Origin of the sequence: Leptospira adleri, assembly GCF_002811985.1 — a bacterium.
Classification (GTDB): Bacteria; Spirochaetota; Leptospiria; order Leptospirales; family Leptospiraceae; genus Leptospira; species Leptospira adleri.
Genome location: NZ_NPDU01000001.1, coordinates 154,658 through 175,409, shown reverse-complemented (window position 1 = coordinate 175,409; position 20,752 = coordinate 154,658). Strand labels below are relative to the sequence as shown.

Here is a 20,752-nt window from a genome sequence, read left to right as displayed (position 1 = left end):
CCGGAAGAATCCAGAACTTCCCAAATTCCACCGTTTTCAATATTACTCAAACGTAATACAACTAAGTCTTCTCCGGTGATCTCGGGCCGATACGTTCCGTTTTCATTGGTCGTTCCGCCCGCAACTTTTACGAGCCTCGTCCCATTCCAAGTGAAGGAATCCCGAGAGTCATAATACAAAGCCCCGTATTCCGGAGTTCGAGTGATCGAACCTAAACCGAGATTCCAGCCCACGCCGACCCATCCGTCGCCGCCTGTGGAAGAATAAGAAAGAGTCAGCTTTGGTTCGACTCCCGCTCTTCCCGAAGGAGTATGAATCGGATAAGAGAGAGAAACACCGCCGTAGTGATTCGGTTCCGGCGGTGCGATGAATGCGGCGCCCGCCAAAGGATCCGCTTTTGTATCCGGATCGTCGATGGCGCTGCTGTAGTTTGTAGAAATAGAAAAAAGGTCGCTTCCTTCGGGAGCAGGAGCGGAACCGGGTCCCGGTCCGGAGCCGGAAGATGGAAAGCCGGCACCATTCGGAATTCCTAATAGAGCCCAGAGCCAGTTGTTGCCGTGCCCATTCCTTCCCAAAAGTTTACAAGAAGTTGTGAGAAAGAATGCGGTCATAAGCATGACCGCGATTGTGCGACCTTTCATCTATGAATCTCTTTCTTTACTGCGAGATCAATACTTGATTTTGGCGCGAACGGTATAATCTCTTTCGATCAAAGGAGACACGAAGAAGTTGTTGAGTCCGTATCGAAGGGCCCCCGGGTTGTTGAGGTCGATTTTGGCCCCGCGGATTCTTTGCTGGGTTTTGTCTTGAGAAACCCACGTAGCCAGGCCCATTCCGTTATTCACTACCGAAATCGGATTGAATTGGACTCCTTCGTTGGTCGTGCTTAACTGAAATTCTTTCGGTCCATTCACAGTGAAAGTGCTGATATCACTGATTCTTCCCCAAATGGTTCTTTTGGATCCGTTTGTCTGATCCCAAGTGGTAAGAATTTTGTTTCCGGATAACACAGAGTTACCCGGTTTTCTGGTATCACTACTCGCAACGCCAAGGTTCAGCGAGCTTGGATATAATAATTGACTTGTTGTAAGGTCAATTGCTTTCAAACGAATATCCTTTGTATTCTTGCGATAGGTCAGAAGTCCATTATTGCCGGAAGTTGAATATTTCAGAAGATCGACTCCACCCGTTTCAATTTCAAAATAATTACTTCCGATAAGAGTTCCATCAATCGTATTTACTCCTCGGCCTAGTACAAATCCATCATTTCGACGCCAAAGAATAATTCCCTTTCCATTTATGGCTCCGACTTGAAGTGAATCAACCGGGCGGGTAGATTCACTAATCACAGTTTGATTGGATCCAATTAAAGCCGAGTTGTTTAATTCATAGACTGCAGCTCCAATTGTATGATTCTCGGAATCTTGATGCTGAAATATCCAACCAATAACTGCTTGGTTGTTATCGTTAACTTCAACTGCAAGTGTTACATTATAATGGGATACTTGATCATGCTGATGGCTAATATAGTCCCAAACGTTGTCCTGCGTAGAATATCCAACGATAGAAAAACTGGAATTGACGGTAGCGCCAGTGTCCAACCGGATTATTTTACCATCGACCCTATAATTTCTTACGTCGTACCATAGACAAGAGTTTCCGATCGCACAAATGTAAAGCAATGTAGAATCAGGGCTCGTACTCGTATTTAGGTCATTCCAAACGATGATTGCCCGATTATTTCCGATTCCAATATCAAGCATTGGATCAAAGTTATTTTTAGGAAATGGCGTGTAACGATTCCCAAGGGAAAGTTCGGAAACAGGCGTTCCGAATGTTGCGATATCTCGGACCGAAGTAAATAAACTTTGACCATTTTCCCAGACTATCACTACTTTTCCGTTCTTTGCCTTTACCCAATATTTTCCGCTAGCTGAGACGGTAATCGTTGGATTGACCATAAAAGGGTTTCCAAGGGGTTGGCCGCTACTGATTGCATGATATCTCCCTAATATTGTTGATCCTTGTCTCCAGATTGAGAGAGCGACGTCTCCATAATTGACGGTCGTCACATCGCCTAACACAGACGCATTCACATCCGCACTTACGGTAAAATCTGTATTAGAACTCTCTAATCTGTAAGATTTGCCTGTCGATGAAGTCAATCTTATCAAACCGCTGTATAGAAAATTGGAGAAGTCTCCGCCGTCCGACCAGGAATTCCAGAGAGCGACTCCTTGGTTGTAAATTCCCATCCAATTGATCACATTCGTATCCGGGTTTACGCCAAGGCATCCCGCTGGATGAAAGGGAGTGGAAGTGCAATTGGCGCTGCCGCCTGTCATAAACGGGAGATATTGTGTCAGGTTCCATTCCGTTGGAAGAAAAGCGGCAGTAACTTGTGAGTTCCAATCGGTTACGAACCCATTGTCGACGGAAAGTTTAACGTCCGGGGCGGTTAGATTTCCAGGAACATACAATTGGGTCGTTTTGACATTTGCCTTTTGAATGGCGGCGCCTAACGTTACGTCAAAGGATCCGTCAGGCTGTGGCGGAAGAATGTTTTGAATTTGATATTGATTGGTATCGCCGTCTATAAGGATTTTGTCGCCGATTTCCGGAATGCCCGTAGTCTTTGCGATTCTTACGGTTGTATCACCGATTGCTACCGGCAGTCCCAATTCCCCTCTCACCTTACGGACTTTCGAGTAGTGAAGGGGCCACACGGTATTTCTATAAGCGTTGTTGAGAGAAGGGCGAAGATACAATTTCACCAAACTAACCACAGGATCAACAGTCGTGCTGAGTGTCGGTAACTGCACACAGAGCGTAAACACTTGATTCACGTAGTCTAACGTTTTTCCACAGCTCTTCAGTTTATACGGATCCGAATTGCTTAAATCTTTTACTACATGGAACCAGTCGGATCTGGATCCGCCGAAGCCCATACTAAGTTCAAAGTCGGAGGCTTGTTCAATCGTATAACGGTCCGTTGTCGTTTTCGGATTATAATTAAAGTTTGTAAAGAATTGAGTGATGCTGCTAGTCGTAGTATCCGGTGTTCCAAAGTCGGGAGTCAGATACTGGGTCTTATTCAAACTGATTTTTAATTCAATTTTTTCCGAGAAGCCAACTTCGCCTAAATACAACGAATTTGTATCGGGATCGTAAGGATGGTTTCCAAGCGAAAGTTTATCCCATCTTGTATTGAAAGGATACTCCAGTCCGGTTTCCAATGGATTCGTTCCGAACTTTTGTTGAGCTTGGATAAAGTCCTTCATGGAAATATAAACCAAATCGTAATTATCTCCGGCCCAGATAATAGAATCGACACCCTTAACAACGGGAGCCGACGTCGCTCCGCGCCACGGATCAAATTTGGTAATTGAATTTGAGCTTAGCCAATATTCGGTCGGAGAATAGTATTTTCCTCTTGAGTAGATTGTCCAAACTCCAGCGGTCGCTTTTTCATTTTCCGTCCATTGGCTCAACGGTTTCTGAACGCAAGCGGTTCTTGTTACGCCGTCCGATCCTGTATTTGTTTCATCTACGCAAGGAATCGTAGTGCTTATAGCTCCAACGGATTGGACCCCTTTGAGATAGAGTCTTGATTCGCCTAGTTTCGGCGCGATTTCGGTAAAATCGATAACGTAATCTTTGAATGTGATGTTGCTTCCGGAACAAGAAATTCTTTCCAACGCTTTTTTTAAACTCACCCCGGGTGAAAATACGTCCGTTGAAGTTGTGTTGCAAGGATTGGTCACGTTAGGGGTATCAAAGGCGGTCACTCGGTGTAATTCGCGAAAACCCGGACCATATATTTTTACGAGCGCTGTTCTTCCTTTCGCATTTTCTTCAATGATCTTTAGATTGTTTCCGGAAAAATTGAGAAGATTGGATTTATAATTGGAGTCCGGAACGTGAGTCATCGCATAGTCGACAATCATGATCTTAGGAGTATAACCGGCCGCAATCGCCTTTTCAACTTCGGATGTATTCAAATTTGTTAATTCGACAACGTAAGGACCAAAATCGCTACCGCCATAGACCTCTACTTCGAAGAGCGAATAGTCGTCGTTTCTCAATCGGAAAGAAGACATCGGAACTATTTCTCCGGTCGGAGTCTCAAACATCAAAGAACAAAGAATATTCGAAATTTTAACGGGCATATTGACGGAAAGATTTTTGATATAAAGCGCCGCTCTGACGACTCCGGCATTCGGTTCGACCGTTGAAGTTTCATTCACTTTTTGTGATTTATCCGAACGATATTTTTTCGCCTTGGTACTTGAGGAATCTGTCTTTAGATTCCAAGCGTCTTTGTCTAAATTATTTTTAAAAGGTCTATCCGCCCATTTAGTGGTAGTCGCGGAAACCGCATTCTTTCCCTGCCAACTGTCTTTTGTGGAGGTGCTATAATTCATGCCGTAAGAGGCGCTTATCGGTCCGACGCCTGCGCCCGCGTTAAATCCTGCGCTGTGACTTACCTCGCGGCTTTGACCGAATTCAATATCCGTACTAAATGAATCTTGGAATTGCACCGTTCTTTCGTTCAATTCCGATTGGTGAATTTTATCCGAACCTTCGTTCTTAGAAGCCTCAAAGTCATTCGAGTTGATCTCGCTTACGATCTGATCGCTTTGATTGCTTGAATTTTTTAAGATCTGAATCTTTAAAGTAACGGGAGGTGCGATTGTTGTTTCAATCTGCGGGTAATCCGCGACCCAAACGTTGCTTAACGTTTCGTTTTGATTTAAGATTCCGTCACCGTCGAAGTCGTTGACGATCGTTGTTCCTGTGGGATCGATCGTCCCCATCAAGGCCGCAGCTGCGACCGGTTTCCCGGGAGGAAGATTGAATAGTCCGCTAACCGGCGTGACCGGCGGAGTAGGTTGTCCCGGTTTGATTGGGACGCCTTCGTTGTTTACCTGAGTCTTTACGGATTCCGCAACTAACCAAGTGGCGGCCGCAAGATCCACGTCTTCCATGGTGCCTCGATCTTTTCCAAACCAACCGCAAGTAATTAAGAATGGGATCAATAAGAATGGAATAAGATAAAGTCTGATCCTTAGAAAAATAGAGTCACCTTTCGACATGATATTTTCTCCTGCTCCGTGTTTTAACTTTGAAAATTATTTTCTTCGTTTAAGAATTATGTGCGTTATTCGCCTTAAATACGAATTTATCCAATCTACCTAAGCAATTTCAAAGAATAGACACAGAGTTCTTAAAATATTAAAGTTTCAGTTTGACTATGAAAAAAATGAAGAGTTTTGTGCCAATCTCAAATCTTACTTCAAAATAAATTTTATTAAACATGAAGTCGGTTTTATTAAACGAAGTCGTATTAAAGATTGAATCAATGATGAAAACTTAGAGCGGATATAGCTTCCTTGAGTTATATCCTGCTTTCTTGTAAAATTTGAAATTTTAAAGATAGATTCCTTTTTGATTCCATTTTCAGTTTTGCGATCAAAATTTTATCCAAGTCAAAGAGAGGTTTCTCACAAAAGCGTTTTCTGAATTATAAATTATTGGTTTTTTGATATCTGGATGAGGTTTGAGGTCGAACTCTTTATACAAAGGGAGGCGAATTGGAAAAGGCGAATTTGATTTTTCTTTGTGGATATTGGCCCAAGTAAGCGTTCGGGGCGATATTTCGGTGCATTATATAAATTTTATATACTTTTCGAAGCCTTTGTGCGGATCATCATTTGGCGCTTGTATGAGATAATTAAATATTTGGAATATTCTAAAATTAGAATAAGTATAACTCGTATGATGATTTTAGAATATTGAGCCGCGGAGGATTTGTTGCCAAAGCGGTCGGTTCTTTGCGATCCGCTTTTTTATTTTGGTTATGTCTCGTTTCAAGTGAAATCCCTTAAAGTATGGATTTTAGCGATACAAAATTCCCCGTCGGATCCTTCGCCCCGATCGGATTCCCCTTCGCATACGAGAGCCGGTTCCAGCGTTGTGTCTCCCACTCTCCATTGATGACCGTGTCCGCACTGGTAAATCTCGCGATCCCCGGATCGTAGTAACGAGCGTTGTAAAAGTAAAACCCGGATTCTCTGTCTAACTTCTGCGAATCGTATTTCCCGAAAACTTATCCCTACGGCCTTGAGTGAGATTAAGATTTTTTTTGCGTGTCTTCTTTGCCTGGAAGAAGAAGGCCTTTGAGCTGGTCGATGAGTTGAATCCCTCCGGTCAAAGTGATTTGACTGATCTTCTCGCTGATTCTTTCCACATATTCCAGTTCTTTGAGTTTGTAGAGGGTCGCATTTTCTTCCATAAGTTTCGCGGTGTTTAACAAACTTCTTGTGGAAGCGGTTTCCTCTCTTCTCATGATCACGTTTGCTTGGGCTTTTTTTTCGGCGATCAAAACCTGATTGAGGATATCCTTGATTTCTCCGGGTAAAATTACGTCCTTTACTCCCCCAAAGATGATTTCCAGACCCATGCTCGGCATGGATGTTTTTATCTTTTCGGTAACGTAAGAACCGATCTCCTCTTTTTTGGAGAGAATTTCGTCTAACGTTAATGAGCCGACGTATTCTCTTAAGACCAATTGTAAATGGATGTAGAGTTGCGACTCGTAGTCCTTTATCTCCACGAGGCATTGGATCGGATCTGTGATCTTGTATTGACATACGAAATTGAGTCGAAGTGGAATCTTGTCTTTCGACATGATTTCTTGTCCCGTAATTTCCGTCTGCAGTTGTCTCAAGTCGGCTTTGATAACCGAAATCGATTTGGTTCCTTTCCAGAAAAAATAATTTCCCGGATCTAAAGTTTTTACGAAGGAATTTTCAATCAGTAGAAGACCTTTTTGATAGGATTCCACCGCATAAGAAGCGACGAGATCTTTGACTTCCTGTTTCATCAAGATGGATCGATCGATTCCTTCTTCCACAAAAGGGTTGTCCAGATCGACTTTGATGAAGGAGGTCTTTTTGATTCCTTTCCAAAAAGCGTGAACTCCCGTTTTCAAAACGGATTTGAATTTTTCATCTTCGAAGTGAAGCGCAATTTCGTTGTCTTTTAGGTCGATCACTTCCAATTCTTTCATAAGAATCGGATCGTTTCGAAAAAAAGCGAAGTCGAAGTTGGAACGAAACGGGTTTAGAATATGATGAACCTCTATGTAGCTGTCTAAAAACGTAAAGTATTTTCCGGGAGGAAGAAATTTTACGTATTCTCCTTCTTTGAATAAAAGACCTCTTTGATCCTTTCTGATTTTCATACAAACCTCGACTTAAAATATAAAATGAAGACTAACGTGATTTTCGAATTCGTTTGAAAAAATGTCCACAAAAAGAATAAAAGGAATCCATCCAACGTATGCGGAAAACGATTTCAGAATCGCAGCATCGAATCGAATTCGGCTTCTCTTTTTTAACTTTCGAAAAAAATGAGAAACGGCTCTAAAACGAATTCTCGAATCGGTATCCACCGTTCTGCAAAGCAAACGCCCGATTGCTTTCGAACGAATCCGAAAGCCGGACGCCTTTTATCCTTTTTTTGTTTTGGTCTTTTTGCGAAGAGACCAACTTCTCGCGTGACAGGCGCCTGCTCTTTCCATTTGAGCTACTTGCTCTTGTGAACAAAGAAGGATTCGAACCTTCAACCAGGTGTTGGTGACTCGGATTCCGATCTTTAAACGTTAAACCGACCTCGCAGAGCGAGGAGGAACCGCCGGGCCTTTGGAAACCCGAAAGATCAAAATCAAAGCCGAATGCAGATTCTTTTTTATCGGAAGAATGGGAAACAATTTTCTTACTTAGGAACCAAGAATTCCTCTGCCGATCTATAACTCGACTTTGCCCGTAAGGATTTCGTTTTCTTTCGATCCATTCTTTAAGAAATAATTTCTTGCGGAAGGCCTTGGAATTCGATTCTTGAAGTTCGATTTGCGGAGGTAAGACATTAGAGGAAACAACGCGGAGAAGGCTCCGTTTTTTTGTCCGGCGTAAAATCCGTGTTAGGCGTCTTCGAGAACCTTTATTGGACTGCCTTGTTTATGAGCGCGGATTTGATTCGTTTCTTTTCTTCATTTCTACAATTCTTCGATTTGAAAGTAAGGTTCCGTCGGTCGTCGCTTTTCCGTACTTCTAAGGAGGAAACTGATCACGGTTTGGTCCTTTTTTAAAATCTTCGAAGTATAAAAGCGGAAGGTTTTAAATCAGAGATATTCTTTCAGATATTCTTTTCCCTTGAGATGGCTCGGAAAAAAAATAGGAAATTCTTTTCCGGTTTTGGCCCTCGATCTTCGATAGGATTTCGAAGAATTCCAAAAGGTTTCGTACTCGCTGTCAAGACGGAAGAGAAGTTTTTCCCAGAAGATAAAATGACTATCTACGAATTCTTGTCGGATGTCTTTCGCTCTCAGGGTGAGCGGACATTTTCCGGTGAATTCTTTCATAAAAACGAGACCGATCATAACTCCTCTCGTATCCAAGTAGGGTTCGAGAGGGAAAGTCCGGCAACTGATCGAACGGTTGTCTCTTTCACAAAATTGGATTCCTTTGCATTCGCAAAAGAGAGTTTCTTTGGAATCGTATTCGGCGAGCATCTTCTTGTCTTCCGCGGTTTCCGGTTTCCAAATTTTCCAGAGGTCCGTTCTCTTTTTTAACATGGAGAATTCGGAACGATACAAGGTCGGAACTGCGTTATCTGCGATGCAACAGAAAGGAATTCCGTCGTTGTCCGGTTTGCACAATTCTCCGCAATCGAAGGTCGTAAGTTCTTCTTGGAGTAGGGAATAGTAATAGGAGATTTCGTCTTCTGCGAGATGTTTAGGATCGTTTTTCTTTGCTGTTGTCTTCAAGTGTTTGGCTTCCCCGGTTGTTCTCGGATCCTTTCTTTTTAGAAGCTACGACTTTCCGAAAGACCGCATATCCTGAAAAGATAAATACTGCGGAACAAAGAATTCCCCACTTTCTGTAAAACAACTCGGCGCTCGGAGAGAGAAAACCATTTTTCTGCGCAAGTGCCATGGAAAGCGCGAAAATCGTAAGAAGGGAAAAGGCGCTTAAGAAGAATAGAACGGTGACTCTTAGATTTCGAAGCGTATTTTCCAAATCCTTTTTGAATTCCAAAAAACGAGAATAGAATTCTCTGGTTTCTTCTCCTTCCGTAAGTTTTTGCACTTTATAAAAGGATTCGAATTCTTCCGGAACCTTGGTCGTGTCTAAAAGCAGAAATTCATAGTCCAAAGTCTTGTCGTATTCTTCTCTTGTTTTGGGGGAACTCAGAACGATGTAGGCGCGGGTTCCTTCTTCTCGATCCAATTCCAAGGAAGGATTCCAGGGTTCGGCTTCCAAGGTTTCTAAAAATTCCCGATATGCGGATTCGATTTTTGCGAAGTCGGAATTCCGGGAAAGATTCAGAATTTGATAGTGGTCGAGTTTTGTATTCACAGCCATGATCTTTTTTGCTTGCGGAAACGGTTTTTTAGACGATTCAAAACGCATTTCCCTATCTATGGAAAACCCCTTTACAGCCGGTCCGGCAAGCAGAAATTCAGTCCTATGAGCGTTCTGGAAGTGGAAAAAAAGGCAGGAAAGGTCTATATCGAGACCTACGGCTGTCAGATGAATGAGTACGATTCCGGGATCGTGGCCAGCCTCATGAAGGACGCTGAATATTCTTCCTCTCCGGATCCGGAAGACTCCGATATTATCTTTTTAAATACCTGTGCGATCCGTGAAAACGCGCACGCAAAGATTTACAACCGACTTCAATCCCTCGGATATCTCAAAAAGAGAAACCCGAAACTTGTCATCGGCGTCCTCGGCTGTATGGCGCAAAATTTGGGAGACGATCTCTTTCACCAGGAACTTCCCTTGGATCTGGTCGTAGGACCGGACAATTACAGAACCCTTCCCGAACTCATTCAAAGGATCCGCGCCGGGGAAAACGCCCTCGCTCTCACTCGTCTTTCCAAGATCGAAACCTACGACGAGATCGAACCTCGGGTCGTCAACGGGATCCAGGCCTTTGTCACGATCATGAGAGGCTGCAATAATTTCTGTACTTTCTGCGTGGTTCCTTACACGAGAGGAAGAGAAAGAAGCCGCGATCCGAAAAGCATCGTTCGCGAAGTTCAAGATCTCGCGGATCAGGGAATTCGTCAGGTGACTCTTCTCGGTCAAAACGTAAATTCTTATAAAGAAGAAGGGCGGGACTTCGCCGGTTTGATTCGGATGCTTTTGGACGAAACTACGATCGAAAGAATCCGTTTTACTTCCCCGCATCCGAAGGATTTTCCGGTTCATCTTCTGAAACTCATGGCGGAGAATCCCCGTTTTTGTCCGAACATTCATCTTCCTTTGCAAGCCGGTAACACAAGGGTCTTGGAAGAGATGAAACGTTCTTATTCCAAAGAAGAATTTTTGGAAGTCGCCGCGCAGATTCGTAGTATTGTTCCCGACGTGGGATTGACCACCGACATCATCGTCGGTTTTCCGAACGAAACCGAAGAAGAATTCGAGGACACTCTCGCGGTCGTGCGGGAAGTCAAGTTCGACATGGCCTTTATGTTCAAGTATTCCGAAAGGGAAGGAACGATGGCGCAGAGAAAACTTCCGGACAACGTTCCCGAAGAAGTGAAGTCCGCGAGACTCACGAAACTCGTCGATCTTCAGACTTCCATTTCTCACGAACAGAATCGTTCCCGGATCGGAAACGTATATTCGGTTTTGATCGAAAACACTTCCCGCAAGTCGGAGAACCAGCTCTGCGGAAGAACTCCTTGCGGTAGAATGACCGTGTTCCCTCTTCCCGAAGGAAAGAACGCTTCCGAAATGATCGGAACGTCCGTCCAAGTTCAAATCGAAAGCGCGACGAGCGCGACTCTGAAAGGAAGGATCCTTGCTTGAAGGATGGCGACAATCGAAAGAAAACTTCCGGCAAGAAGTCGGTCGCTCGCCCGTCTGCAAATAAGATAGATTCTTCCGAAACCGAATCGAAGTCAAAGAAGACAACGGCTTCCAAGAAGAATTCGGATTCTTCCCTTTCCAAAAAAATCGCAAAGCAAAAAAGTTCGATCCTCGGTTCCTCGAACGATTCTTCTTCGAAAAAAAAAGCGGCGAGCGGAGGCGCGGATTTAAGAACCGTTCGTCTGAACAGCGTCGAAGATCTTCCTCCCGATTTCAAAGTTCATACCGACAAAAGAAAATTCTACATGATGCTTCCGATCCTGGATCGGTACATTCTCAAAGAAATTCTCTCTCCCTTTCTCGTAGCTCTTGCTTTTTTTACCATGGTATATATGGTCCTCGCGCTCCAAAAGATGATCGGTCTTTTTGTGGGGAAGGGTGTGGATCCGCTTCGTCTTCTGGATTACTTCGGTTATCTTCTCGCGAATACGTTGCCGATGACGATTCCGATGGCCTGTCTTATGAGCGGGATCATGGCCGCGGGAAGACTTTCCGGAGATTCCGAAATCACCGCGATCCGTTCGGCCGGAGTGAGTTTTCCGCGGATCTATATTAACTTTCTTGCATTCGGTTTCGCGATGGCCCTGATCGTAGGTTATCTCAACTTCTATCTTTCTCCCGAGAACACGAGAAAGATGAACGAGTTCAACAAATGGGTTCTCGCCTACAATCCTCTTCTCGCGATCACGCCGGGTCAGTTCAGCGGGGACAAAACCCAGGATCTTTTTGAAAAACGAGCGAGAACCATGTACACCGAAGGGATGAATTCCGACACGGGCGAACTCAAGGGAGTCCAAATCCGAGAATGGGAAATTTTTCTCGAAGGAAACGAATACTTTCATATCGGCGGAAAAATGATTCCGATGGGCGGTTCCAGAATCATTCAGATCATCAACGCGGGCCGCGGAAATCTTGTGGAAAAACTCGGACCCGACGGGGAATACGAGAAATCCATCCGTCTCAAAGACGGTTGGATCTTAGAATGGAGCGACGATCGTAAGAGTTTTTCCGTGACGGATTTTCGAAACGGAGAGATGGATTACAACATCCCGAAAGGTAAGGAAAAGAAAACCCTCGAATTGAACGTAAAACCGGAAACTTTTTCGATGCCCGTCCTTTTTCAAATTCGCAATAATATGGAGTCCGAGGGTTTGGAAAAAATTCCGGGCCTCGAAACCTTAAAAGAGATGGGAATCGAGATAAAAGGTTTAGTTGGACTAAAGCAAATGGTGGATCAGATGAAGATCGATCTCGCGATGGGCGCCGCCAATGGAACCCTGACCCCCGACGAGATGACTCAGAGATATTCCGTTCTCACACAATTGATGGCGTTGATGCAACAGGGAAAGAAGGTTCTTACGGATTTTAACGTCGAAATTCATAGGAGAATCGCGATGCCGATCTCCTGTTTGATCTTTTTCTTCATTTCTTTCCCGCTCGGACTCGTAGTCAAACGATCGGGAAAAGGAATGAGTTTTACGCTTGCAGTTGTTTTCTTGATGATCTACTTTACATTTTTTACCCTGGGAAGTACGATCTCCTACAATGATAAGGTTCCGGATTGGATAGGACCTTGGAGCGCGAACATTCTGATCGCGATATTGAGCGTCAATATCATGATCAAAAGAACGGATATGGATCTGCCAAAACCGATTCAAAAGGTTCTGGATAAGATTTCTGATCAAAAATCAAAATTGACAGAGAGATTAGAAAGATTAAGTATATGGGGAAAAATAAAAAAGATAACGAAAAGAGGTTCCTGACCCGGGACAATCCGCTGGTTAGCTTTGGAATTAATACGATGAGTCAAAAAAACGCGATCATTTGGCATCTCACCTCAGGAAAAGAATTTCCGATTCAGATCTGGAAACATCCTCGCGTCAATATTGAATTGAGCAAGGTTTCTCTCGACGGATTGGGCGCTATCGATTTGATGAAGGCGGACATTCATATCTTTTTTCTCTCCGTAAATTTTCAAGAATGGAATCATATTCGGGAATTCATACGTAAATTCGAACTTCATCCTTATGTCAGTTTGATCATGATCTATTCGGAAGAATCTGAGAAGATCAACGCGGTCGTTCCGGAAACCGGAAAGATCGAAGTTCTGGAACATCCGGTTCATCAAAGAAATCTAAGATTGATTTTGGATAGGACGATCCAATCCGAATTCTATAAACTCGCGGCGAACGAAATCGGAAACAGTTGTCTCACCAATATCGGTTTTTTTGAGGGAGTATTCGAACTCGCTCAGAAGGAATACAAGGACGCGGCCAAAGCAAACGAAGCCCTGCAAGCCATCCTGGAATTCGAATCCAAAGTAAAGAAAAACAACGAAGAAATCAATAAAGCCCTCGAAAGGGTCAACGAACTCAAAAACAAAGAATTGCTCGCTCTTCACGAACGTCTCAAGATGTCCGAAATTTTGGATTCTATGAAAACCCAGGAATTGAAAGACGCGTTGGATTTCAAAAAAGCGACGGAACAAGCATTAGATTATTCTCATATTGAAGAAATACAACTGGATAAGATTCTCGAAGCGCAGGATCGCCTCTTCGCTTATACCGAAAAAGAGATCAAGGATCTAATCGAAGAGAATCGCAGTTTGAAAAAAAGACTCGGGATTCAATGAGAAGAATTCGAATCGCTATCCGGATTCTTACCTACGCCCTTAAGTTTACAAAATATGTCTCTATTGGAAGATCGATGGAAGAATTGGTCTAAGGACCGAAGTTTTGCGGGAACTCCTCCTTTTCACTCGACCGATTCAGCGCTCTAAAAGCGAAAGCCGTGTAGGAACTCTAACAAATTTTCTTTCTTGGTTTGTTTGAGGACGAATTCTAAAAATCCAACTTTAGATTTATTTTGGCGAACATCCCAAGTCCGGAGTTCCGACTTTCAGTACTATTCTATTCTCTCAATCTCGAAAAAGTTCCCGGGAGAATTCCTTAAAATCCGGGGAATCTTTTCCGAATTTATATTCCGCGTATAAGAGTCCGTGTTTTTTGCGAAGGATATCGTACTTCTCTCGAGCCTGGTCGTCTCGATTCTTTTTGGAAAGCCGATAAGCCCTTTCGTAACAATTCGCAAGAAATCCCTGCGCTTCCGAATCCTCGTAATACTTGGGACCGATCTGGATATAACGTTCGAGCAAATCCATCGCTTGGAGAAAGTTTTTCAAGACGAGCTGATGTTTGATATATTCCCTATAAATTCCCGCCTGCAATTCACGAAATCCGTCCGTATCTCTCACTTTCGGGTTCTGAATTCTTTCCAAAGAATTCATAGAGGAAACCAAAAGATGAATCGCATCCGATCTTGCTTTGTTTAAATTTCTTGCGATCGATCTTTCGAAATTTTCCTTACGATTTTTTCTTTGCCATTCGTAACGGTCGGCTTCGAACGTCTGTTGTTCGAAATCCTTTCGTCTATTTTCCGCGAGTTCGTTCTCTTTTCTAAAACGATCCAGCGCGTTTCGGAAATCATCTTTCGATTTTTCAAAATGATTTTTCGAATTTTCCTCGCTCGCATCTCCTAAGAGATCGATGTCCTCGAACGGAAGAAGATCCTTTCCCCAAGCGGAATCGGGATTACTTCCATCCGGGATAAGAATTTCGATTTTCTTTTCGGAAGGTGTTTTGTCCGAAAATGCCGGAGAAGTGAGAAGTGAAAGGCTGCAAAAGAGGAGGATAAGAATCAAGAAGAATGAAGTCGGTTTCATAGAAGTTTAATTTTTTGGAAGCGGTGAACAAGGATTCGAAACGGAATCGAATCGGAAAAAAAATATCCTAGGTCAATTTAGGATTGGTCGCAGACGGGCGTCATCAAAAAATTAGATTGAAAACAAACATTAAAAGAGTAACGAAGAATGAAAGAAGTTCAGGTTCCCGCCACAAAAAGGATCGCACTGGTCGCGCACGATAATCGAAAGAATGATTTGGTGGAATGGGCTAAAACGCATCGAGAGATATTGTCCAGACATCATCTATTCGGAACCGGGACGACCGGGAAATTGATAAACGAAGAAGCCGAACTTCCGGTTTACAGATTTTTATCCGGACCGTTGGGAGGGGATCAGCAGATAGGAGCCAAAATCGCGGAAGGGGATTTGGACATCGTGATTTTTTTCTGGGATCCTTTGACCGCGCAACCCCACGATCCGGACGTGAAGGCATTGCTTAGAATTGCAGTACTTTATAATATACCAATGGCGTGCAACCGTTCCACCGCGGATTATATGATCAGTTCCCCCCAATTCATCAATTCTTATAAAAAGGTTCTTATCGACTACGACACGAGGATCAAAAAGAATCCATAGGACCGCAGAATAAATTCTTCCAGAAAACGGAAAGTTGTTTCGAAGTGATCTCATGTCGTTTTAGAAATTGTTTTTTCAACATCGAAAGAACGATCTTCGAGGATAAAAAATGCAGCGGAGCTTCGAAGAAGATTCTATCCTCCAGTTGAGAACGGTTTCCATCAACGGAACTGAAAAGATGTTCGTGGAGAAAGAACGGGAACGGACCTTCTTTTTGAATATCGGTGAATCTTTCGTTTTGAGAATATTCCAGATGTTCGGCGATCCAAGTCCAAGAGAAAAAAGGGAATGGATGAACTTTCAGGATCGCAACCGATCCCGGTCGGATGTTTTTAGGTCTTTGAATCACTTTCACACCGGGATCGGTTGATACGAGACTTTCGAAACCTTCCGGAGATTCGTGAAACGAAAAGAGTTTCTCCACGCTGCAATCGAAAATGGATTTACAAATAAATACAGATTCCACAAAAACTTTGACCTGCGAGATGATGGAATTTCGAGAAGACCGGAAATAAAATTCGATGACTGTCAATTTTTTTAAAAAACTTTCATTCGCCCCGAAGTTTAGTCTTTTGCCGCTTCAATTTTCCGAAACTGCAATTTCCGTAATACAAAAACATTTGGAAAACAGAAATCAGTCTGCGTTCCAAATTCGGATCGAAAGAAAACAACATAGGGTCGACGTTCAAGTCGGTTACGATCAAAAGAAAAATCAAAAGACTTTGTATTCGTATCCGATTCCTCTGCAAGTTTCTAAAGAGGATGAAATCTGTCTGGAAGGATCCAGATTGGATTGGGACGAGGAGAATTTTGATTTTCGGATCTATCCGGACGTCGATTTGGAAATAGAATATGGATCGGTTCTCAATCGTTTTCGAATTACCGTCAATCGTTTTGTATTCGAGGACGAGCGTAGAAAGGAAGTCTACGTTGCGGGAAAATTTCCAAACTGGCTTCCGGAAGAATGGAACATATTCAGAATATCTAAAATAGAAATCCTGGGGCGAAATTGGAAAATCGTTTTGAAAGCAAGGCCCGATCCGGAAGGGATTTTGGAAACGGAAAAGAAAATCGCGGATCTGATTTTAGACTATTTCAGCGAATTCCCACCAAGAAGAGACTAACGTTTCCAAAGGACTCGATCTCCTTCTGAAATTGTTTTCAAACCGTTGATGCCGTTATCCGGAACCGCCCTCGAAAGAAAATAATCCGTTTCTTCTATGGTCGCTTCGCCCGATTTTCCGGAAGTGTTGTAGATTTGTATTTTTGAACCTTTTTTCAAACCGTCCAAGGTCCCGGCGTTTACGATAATATCTTCGTCTTTGACTTTGATAACGGACGCGGACGGGGGAATGGACGCCAAAATTTTGGAAGCCGATCTTGTCGCGGCTTCGGGAAGAAAGTCCCGTCCTTTTGCGAAAACCCGAAACGTGTTAAGAATCTTTTCGTGTTTTGTGTCCTTAATCGTCCAATCAATATTCAAAGAATGATTTTCGTATTTTAGAGATCCGTAAACTACGAACCTTGGCTTCGCTCCGTTTTTCGCGGAATCCTTAACCTTAAGAAAAGAAGATTCGGAGTAGGGAAGGGTGCCCATATAACTATCGGGAGTAAGATTGAAAGAGGACGGATTGCTTCTCGCGGATTCCAATACTTCGGAAAGCGAGATTGTAGGATTGAGCGAAAGAATTCTGCGGACGGACGAGGAAACCAAAAGGGAAAGATCTGGATAATCGCCTAAGAAGGATTTGTCGGTGAGATCGAAAACAAGGAGAATCGGCGGAGTTCTTCCGTAATTTTCAAGGAGATTGTCGCCTGTGATCTCGATCATTCCTTCCTTGTAACCGATCGATTGTTTCATGGAGTTCAGAAGATTTTCTATCTCGTACTGATACTTTTCGTTCTCCGGATATTTTTTTCTTAAAAACAAAAGAAGATTAAGATAACGGGGAAAGAATCCTGTTCTTTTGTATTCGGAAAGTGTTTGGAACTGAACTTCGGGTTGACCGGGAATCAAATCTCTCGCCGAAGCGAGATGATGGGAAGACATATCGTAGAGAAGAGAGTTTTTAGAAGAACGAAAACGTTGCATTCTATAATCGCCTAATTTTCTGCGAAAGGAATGATTTTCCGGGAAATGGACGAGCGCCACCGATTCTGCTTTCTGTCTCGAGATGGAATCTAAATCATCTAATCTTAATATTTCAGTTAAGTCGTTTTTGAGGGAGTCCTTGCGTACCTGAGAAGAATCTTTGTTGGTTTCTTTTTCCTCGGCAAACGCTTTTAGATAAAGAAAGGAAGGATTTTGCGGATATAAAGAGACGAGCTTTCTGGAAAGAAGGACAGCCGCCGCAAAATCGTTTTGCCAGATTCGAATTCTTATCAATGCATCAATCGCTTCCTCAAAATCGGGATAGAGAGAAACGGCCCTCTCTAATTTTTCGGCGGCGGCTTCTAATTTTTGTCTTCTCTCTCCAAGGGGACTTTTTTCAGCCCAATCCATTAAGAGTTGCGCGAGATTGAAAAAAAGATCGGGATCATCGGAGGAGCCGGCAAGAACTCCGTTCCAGAGATGATAAGCCTTGGAGAAGTTGCCCGTCTTTCCGTTGACCTTTGCTTCTAAAATTTGAACTTCTTTAGAATTTTGTAATTTAGATCGCGAGGCTTCCAGTCTTTTTAGAGCCGATTCGAAATTTCCCATCTCTAAGAGAATTTGAATTTGCACCGGAGCCAGGATCGGATCAAAGGGATCCGTATCCAAAGACGGCTTTAAGAGATTGAGGGCATTCTGATATTCTTTTTTTCTCGCGAATGCCAAAGCCGCCCCTTTGAGTGCGCTTTTGTTATCCGGCTCTAGGTTTAGCGCTTTACTGAATGCTTCAAAGGATTCGTTGTATTTATGAAGATGTTTTGCGGATTCCGCCAGACCCAAAAGCGAACGGATCGACATTGGATTCGATTTGACCGCGTCCGTAAAAGACTGATAGGCTCCGGCGTAATTTCTTTCTTTGAGGGAATTTTCGCCTTCCTGAATTTTACGAACCGTGTCTTGAGAGGCGATCGAAGTCCCAAGGATAAAGAGGAGAAAAAAAACTAAAACACGTTTTTGTCGAAGAAGACTGAAAATCATTTTGTAAAAAATCCCGCTTCGGCTTTTCCTGAGGCGTTTCTAAAATTCGCCTCTAAGATAAGAGGAATATAAAAATCTTTTTTGTCCGCGTCCACCCTGCTTTTGAAAGATACGATATAACGTCTGTCTTTATGGGAACGAATCGATTCGTAGAGCGTTTTTTCCTGACCTTCTCCGGGTATGAGAATGAATTTTCCGCCCGTAGAATTGGCGATGGTTTTGTAGGTTTCTACCGCCGGGCCGTTATCGGAAAGAGATAAAAAATAAACCGGGATGGAATGAGCTTTCGAATAACGTATGATTTTTTCCGGAGAAATCTGAGTAAAAGAATCGGCGTTGGAATTCCCGGAGACTAAAACAAGAACCGCTCTCGGCCCGAGACGATCCAAAAGATCCGAGATCCCTCTGTAGATGGACTTGCCCGTCTTTGAAGAAGGGTCACTCGGAGAAGTTCGTAATATTCTAAAAATCTCATGCATCGAATAATTGAAGTCGGACGCTTTTATAAGCTCCGTCCCGGAACGAAGAACCTCTACTCCGTCGTATTGTCTGAGAGAAGTTAGAAGAGGACGGAGTGACTTTTCAAAAACTGAATATGCAGCCTTTACTTCCGGAGTATTCTCATAGATCAGAGATAAAGAGATTCTATCGTTGTATTGTTGCATATCGGCGAGGCCGATGAGAGGGGAGAGGTTTCCATATTCATAAACTCTAAAGGAGTTTCTGGGAATTGCCTTGATGTCGCGGCCGGATCTGTCTCTGACTCTCAAGAAAACAGAGATATCTGGATATTCTCTGTTAAGAACTTTTTCAACTACGACATCCAAATTGGAAGAAAGTTGATTTGCCGGGCTGAAGATTTCAACTCGGTGGCGATTGAAGTCGGCAATATATTGAGTTCCTGTGTAATCGAAGGCGGAGGAAAAAGGTTGATTCAGCTTTCGAGTCACATTCTTAGAATCTCGAAACGAATCGAGAACTTTCCACGTATTTTCCAGAGTATTGTAAACCACAAGCCCGTTCTTTTCATCGGCGATATGAAGTTCGTTTTTTCGAATCGTAAGATTGCGGGGTGACGATAGTATGGGGTTACTTATCTCTCGTAAAAAATTTCCTTCCGTATCAAAAACCGCGATCCGGGAGTTGCCGCGATCGGAGACGTAGATTTCACCCTTTGCGTTCACTTTGATCCCGGATGGATTGCGAAGAGTTCCGACTCCGATTTCTTGGAGAAAAGTGCCGTCACTTTTGAGTTTTTGCACTCGGTTATTTCCGGAATCGGAAACGAAGAGATAACCATCCTTTGTGAAAAAAATTCCCGTTGGTCCGTGAAATTCTCCGACTGATTTTCCCGTTTTTCCAAAGCGATTCCGATATTCCCCCCTGGTATTGAATTCGTAGATCTTATCCGCTTTATAATCGGAAACGAAGATCGAGGTTCCTCGGAGCGAAAAGAAAAGTGGGCCCGATAAATTCCGACCTAAGGATCCTTTGAAATTATCTACGGGGTTTCCGTTGGGATCAAATTTTACAATATTAGCCGTATCAAAGGAAAGAACGTAGAGGAATCCGTCGTCATCAATCGCAACGTCGGAAGGATTTCTGAATCTAAAACGTCGGAGTTCGTCCCCTAAGAGTGCAGAGTAATATTTTACCCCGGAATCCTGGCTTCCACCGGCAAGATTAATTCGGAGAGCGTCTAATCGGGCTTTTTGGATCTGATTGAGCCCTGTATTACCTTCAATTTGTTCTAATTCCGACATGCTCTCTGGCCAGTCGCCTGAAAGATAATAGGAATTAGATAGAAGAAGCCTCGCCAACGTAAAGTCGCTTTTGATTGAGAGAGCTTTGAGAAAACTTTCTCTGGAGGAAGCATATTGAGAATTGTTAAAATAGGAAAATCCCCTTGTGAAGTGAGTTCTCGCTTCTTTTTCCTGGATAGAAAAATTAGGTAAGCCGTCGGAACTCAACGAAAAAGAAATTAAGAGGGAGAGGAGAATAAGAAGTTTATTGAAACGCATAATTAAATTCTTACCTTCGCTCTAATCTCTATAAACGTTGAAAAGAGACATAATTTCAAGAATTTTTTACGAAACTATCGGAATAAACTCAGACTAAAGTCAATTCCCCATAGAATAAGGTTCGCAGTTTATCAGCTGAGGGGTTTGAGGTCGAAAACATAATTCGGAACCTGTCCTCATAGAGCCTCCGCTTTTAGAATCGAAAGTATTTTGGAGTGGTCGGAATTCCCGATTGTAACCCTCTTTTTTAATTACTTTTTCTAGTCGGGAGAGATCGTCTCGATTCGTTGAATAACGTTTCTTTTTCCAATTCTCGTGACCTTCCAACCATGTTTCTCTT

14 protein-coding genes and 1 pseudogene are annotated in these 20,752 nt (G+C 43.1%); 5 read left to right on the top strand and 10 right to left on the bottom strand.

Annotated elements, in window-relative coordinates:
• From CH376_RS00880 to CH376_RS00845, 6 genes and pseudogenes are all read right to left on the bottom strand, one after another.
• On the bottom strand, window positions 1-611 hold a 611-nt coding region (locus CH376_RS00880; RefSeq protein ID WP_420843513.1), incomplete at its 3' end, for a SpvB/TcaC N-terminal domain-containing protein.
• Between the two features lie 57 nt (window positions 612-668).
• The gene (locus tag CH376_RS00875; protein ID WP_100785663.1) at window positions 669-5,096 is read right to left on the bottom strand and encodes an LIC12048 family lipoprotein; all 4,428 of its coding nucleotides are present in this window, start codon (window positions 5,094-5,096) and stop codon (window positions 669-671) included.
• Window positions 5,097-5,905: 809 nt separating this feature from the next.
• Window positions 5,906-6,100: pseudogene (locus tag CH376_RS00870) on the bottom strand (RHS repeat-associated core domain-containing protein); the annotation flags it as partial.
• Between the two features lie 33 nt (window positions 6,101-6,133).
• A complete protein-coding gene (locus CH376_RS00865) occupies window positions 6,134-7,246 on the bottom strand; it encodes a slipin family protein (protein ID WP_100785664.1) in 1,113 nt (370 codons plus the stop codon).
• Between the two features lie 939 nt (window positions 7,247-8,185).
• Window positions 8,186-8,830, bottom strand: coding sequence for a hypothetical protein (locus CH376_RS00850; RefSeq protein ID WP_100785667.1), 645 nt, complete (start codon window positions 8,828-8,830; stop codon window positions 8,186-8,188).
• The gene (locus CH376_RS00845) at window positions 8,799-9,428 is read right to left on the bottom strand and encodes a hypothetical protein (protein WP_100785832.1); all 630 of its coding nucleotides are present in this window, start codon (window positions 9,426-9,428) and stop codon (window positions 8,799-8,801) included. The genes CH376_RS00850 and CH376_RS00845 overlap by 32 nt, the downstream gene beginning before the upstream one ends.
• Before the next feature lie 105 nt (window positions 9,429-9,533).
• Between CH376_RS00845 and miaB the strand changes: the two genes are divergently transcribed.
• The 3 genes from miaB to CH376_RS00830 are packed head-to-tail and all read left to right on the top strand — an operon-like array spanning window position 9,534 to window position 13,575.
• A complete protein-coding gene (gene miaB / locus CH376_RS00840) occupies window positions 9,534-10,883 on the top strand; it encodes a tRNA (N6-isopentenyl adenosine(37)-C2)-methylthiotransferase MiaB (protein ID WP_100785668.1) in 1,350 nt (449 codons plus the stop codon).
• Complete coding sequence (locus CH376_RS00835) at window positions 10,880-12,706, top strand: LptF/LptG family permease (protein ID WP_100785669.1); 1,827 nt, start codon at window positions 10,880-10,882, stop codon at window positions 12,704-12,706. Before miaB ends, CH376_RS00835 begins: the two co-directional genes overlap by 4 nt.
• A gap of 38 nt (window positions 12,707-12,744) precedes the next feature.
• Window positions 12,745-13,575 (top strand): hypothetical protein, encoded by an 831-nt coding sequence (locus tag CH376_RS00830; RefSeq protein ID WP_100785833.1) that lies wholly within the window; start codon window positions 12,745-12,747, stop codon window positions 13,573-13,575.
• A gap of 285 nt (window positions 13,576-13,860) precedes the next feature.
• Here CH376_RS00830 and CH376_RS00825 read toward each other — a convergent pair whose 3' ends face one another.
• The gene (locus CH376_RS00825; protein ID WP_100785670.1) at window positions 13,861-14,664 is read right to left on the bottom strand and encodes an FcpA-related putative periplasmic flagellar protein; all 804 of its coding nucleotides are present in this window, start codon (window positions 14,662-14,664) and stop codon (window positions 13,861-13,863) included.
• Between the two features lie 147 nt (window positions 14,665-14,811).
• Here CH376_RS00825 and CH376_RS00820 point away from each other — a divergent pair, with 147 nt between their 5' ends.
• Window positions 14,812-15,261, top strand: a complete 450-nt coding sequence (locus CH376_RS00820) for a methylglyoxal synthase (protein WP_100785671.1) — start codon at window positions 14,812-14,814, stop codon at window positions 15,259-15,261.
• Here the strand turns inward: CH376_RS00820 and CH376_RS00815 are convergent.
• Entirely contained in the window at window positions 15,245-15,793 is a 549-nt protein-coding gene (locus CH376_RS00815; protein ID WP_243398228.1) for an SRPBCC family protein, read from the bottom strand. The two genes, CH376_RS00820 and CH376_RS00815, sit on opposite strands and share 17 nt — an antisense overlap.
• On the opposite strand from CH376_RS00815, the gene CH376_RS00810 reads away from it, so the two are divergent.
• The gene (locus tag CH376_RS00810) at window positions 15,783-16,385 is read left to right on the top strand and encodes a hypothetical protein (protein ID WP_100785673.1); all 603 of its coding nucleotides are present in this window, start codon (window positions 15,783-15,785) and stop codon (window positions 16,383-16,385) included. The two genes, CH376_RS00815 and CH376_RS00810, sit on opposite strands and share 11 nt — an antisense overlap.
• Here CH376_RS00810 and CH376_RS00805 read toward each other — a convergent pair.
• Together CH376_RS00805 and CH376_RS00800 are read right to left on the bottom strand one after the other, a co-directional pair.
• Window positions 16,382-18,391, bottom strand: a complete 2,010-nt coding sequence (locus CH376_RS00805) for a tetratricopeptide repeat protein (RefSeq protein ID WP_100785674.1) — start codon at window positions 18,389-18,391, stop codon at window positions 16,382-16,384. The genes CH376_RS00810 and CH376_RS00805 overlap by 4 nt on opposite strands.
• Window positions 18,388-20,412 (bottom strand): NHL repeat-containing protein, encoded by a 2,025-nt coding sequence (locus tag CH376_RS00800; RefSeq protein WP_100785675.1) that lies wholly within the window; start codon window positions 20,410-20,412, stop codon window positions 18,388-18,390. Before CH376_RS00800 ends, CH376_RS00805 begins: the two co-directional genes overlap by 4 nt.
• Window positions 20,413-20,752 lie beyond the last annotated feature (340 nt).

Excerpts from the sequence above, each read along its gene's own strand:
- CH376_RS00875 (WP_100785663.1), bottom strand. The coding sequence starts at position 5,096 with ATGTCGAAAGGTGACTCTATTTTTCTAAGGATCAGACTTTATCTTATT.
- CH376_RS00865 (WP_100785664.1), bottom strand. The coding sequence starts at position 7,246 with ATGAAAATCAGAAAGGATCAAAGAGGTCTTTTATTCAAAGAAGGAGAA.
- CH376_RS00845 (WP_100785832.1), bottom strand. The coding sequence starts at position 9,428 with ATGGCTGTGAATACAAAACTCGACCACTATCAAATTCTGAATCTTTCC.
- miaB (WP_100785668.1), top strand. The coding sequence starts at position 9,534 with ATGAGCGTTCTGGAAGTGGAAAAAAAGGCAGGAAAGGTCTATATCGAG.
- CH376_RS00830 (WP_100785833.1), top strand. The coding sequence starts at position 12,745 with ATGAGTCAAAAAAACGCGATCATTTGGCATCTCACCTCAGGAAAAGAA.
- CH376_RS00825 (WP_100785670.1), bottom strand. The coding sequence starts at position 14,664 with ATGAAACCGACTTCATTCTTCTTGATTCTTATCCTCCTCTTTTGCAGC.
- CH376_RS00820 (WP_100785671.1), top strand. The coding sequence starts at position 14,812 with ATGAAAGAAGTTCAGGTTCCCGCCACAAAAAGGATCGCACTGGTCGCG.
- CH376_RS00810 (WP_100785673.1), top strand. The coding sequence starts at position 15,783 with ATGACTGTCAATTTTTTTAAAAAACTTTCATTCGCCCCGAAGTTTAGT.
- CH376_RS00805 (WP_100785674.1), bottom strand. The coding sequence starts at position 18,391 with ATGATTTTCAGTCTTCTTCGACAAAAACGTGTTTTAGTTTTTTTTCTC.
- CH376_RS00800 (WP_100785675.1), bottom strand. The coding sequence starts at position 20,412 with ATGCGTTTCAATAAACTTCTTATTCTCCTCTCCCTCTTAATTTCTTTT.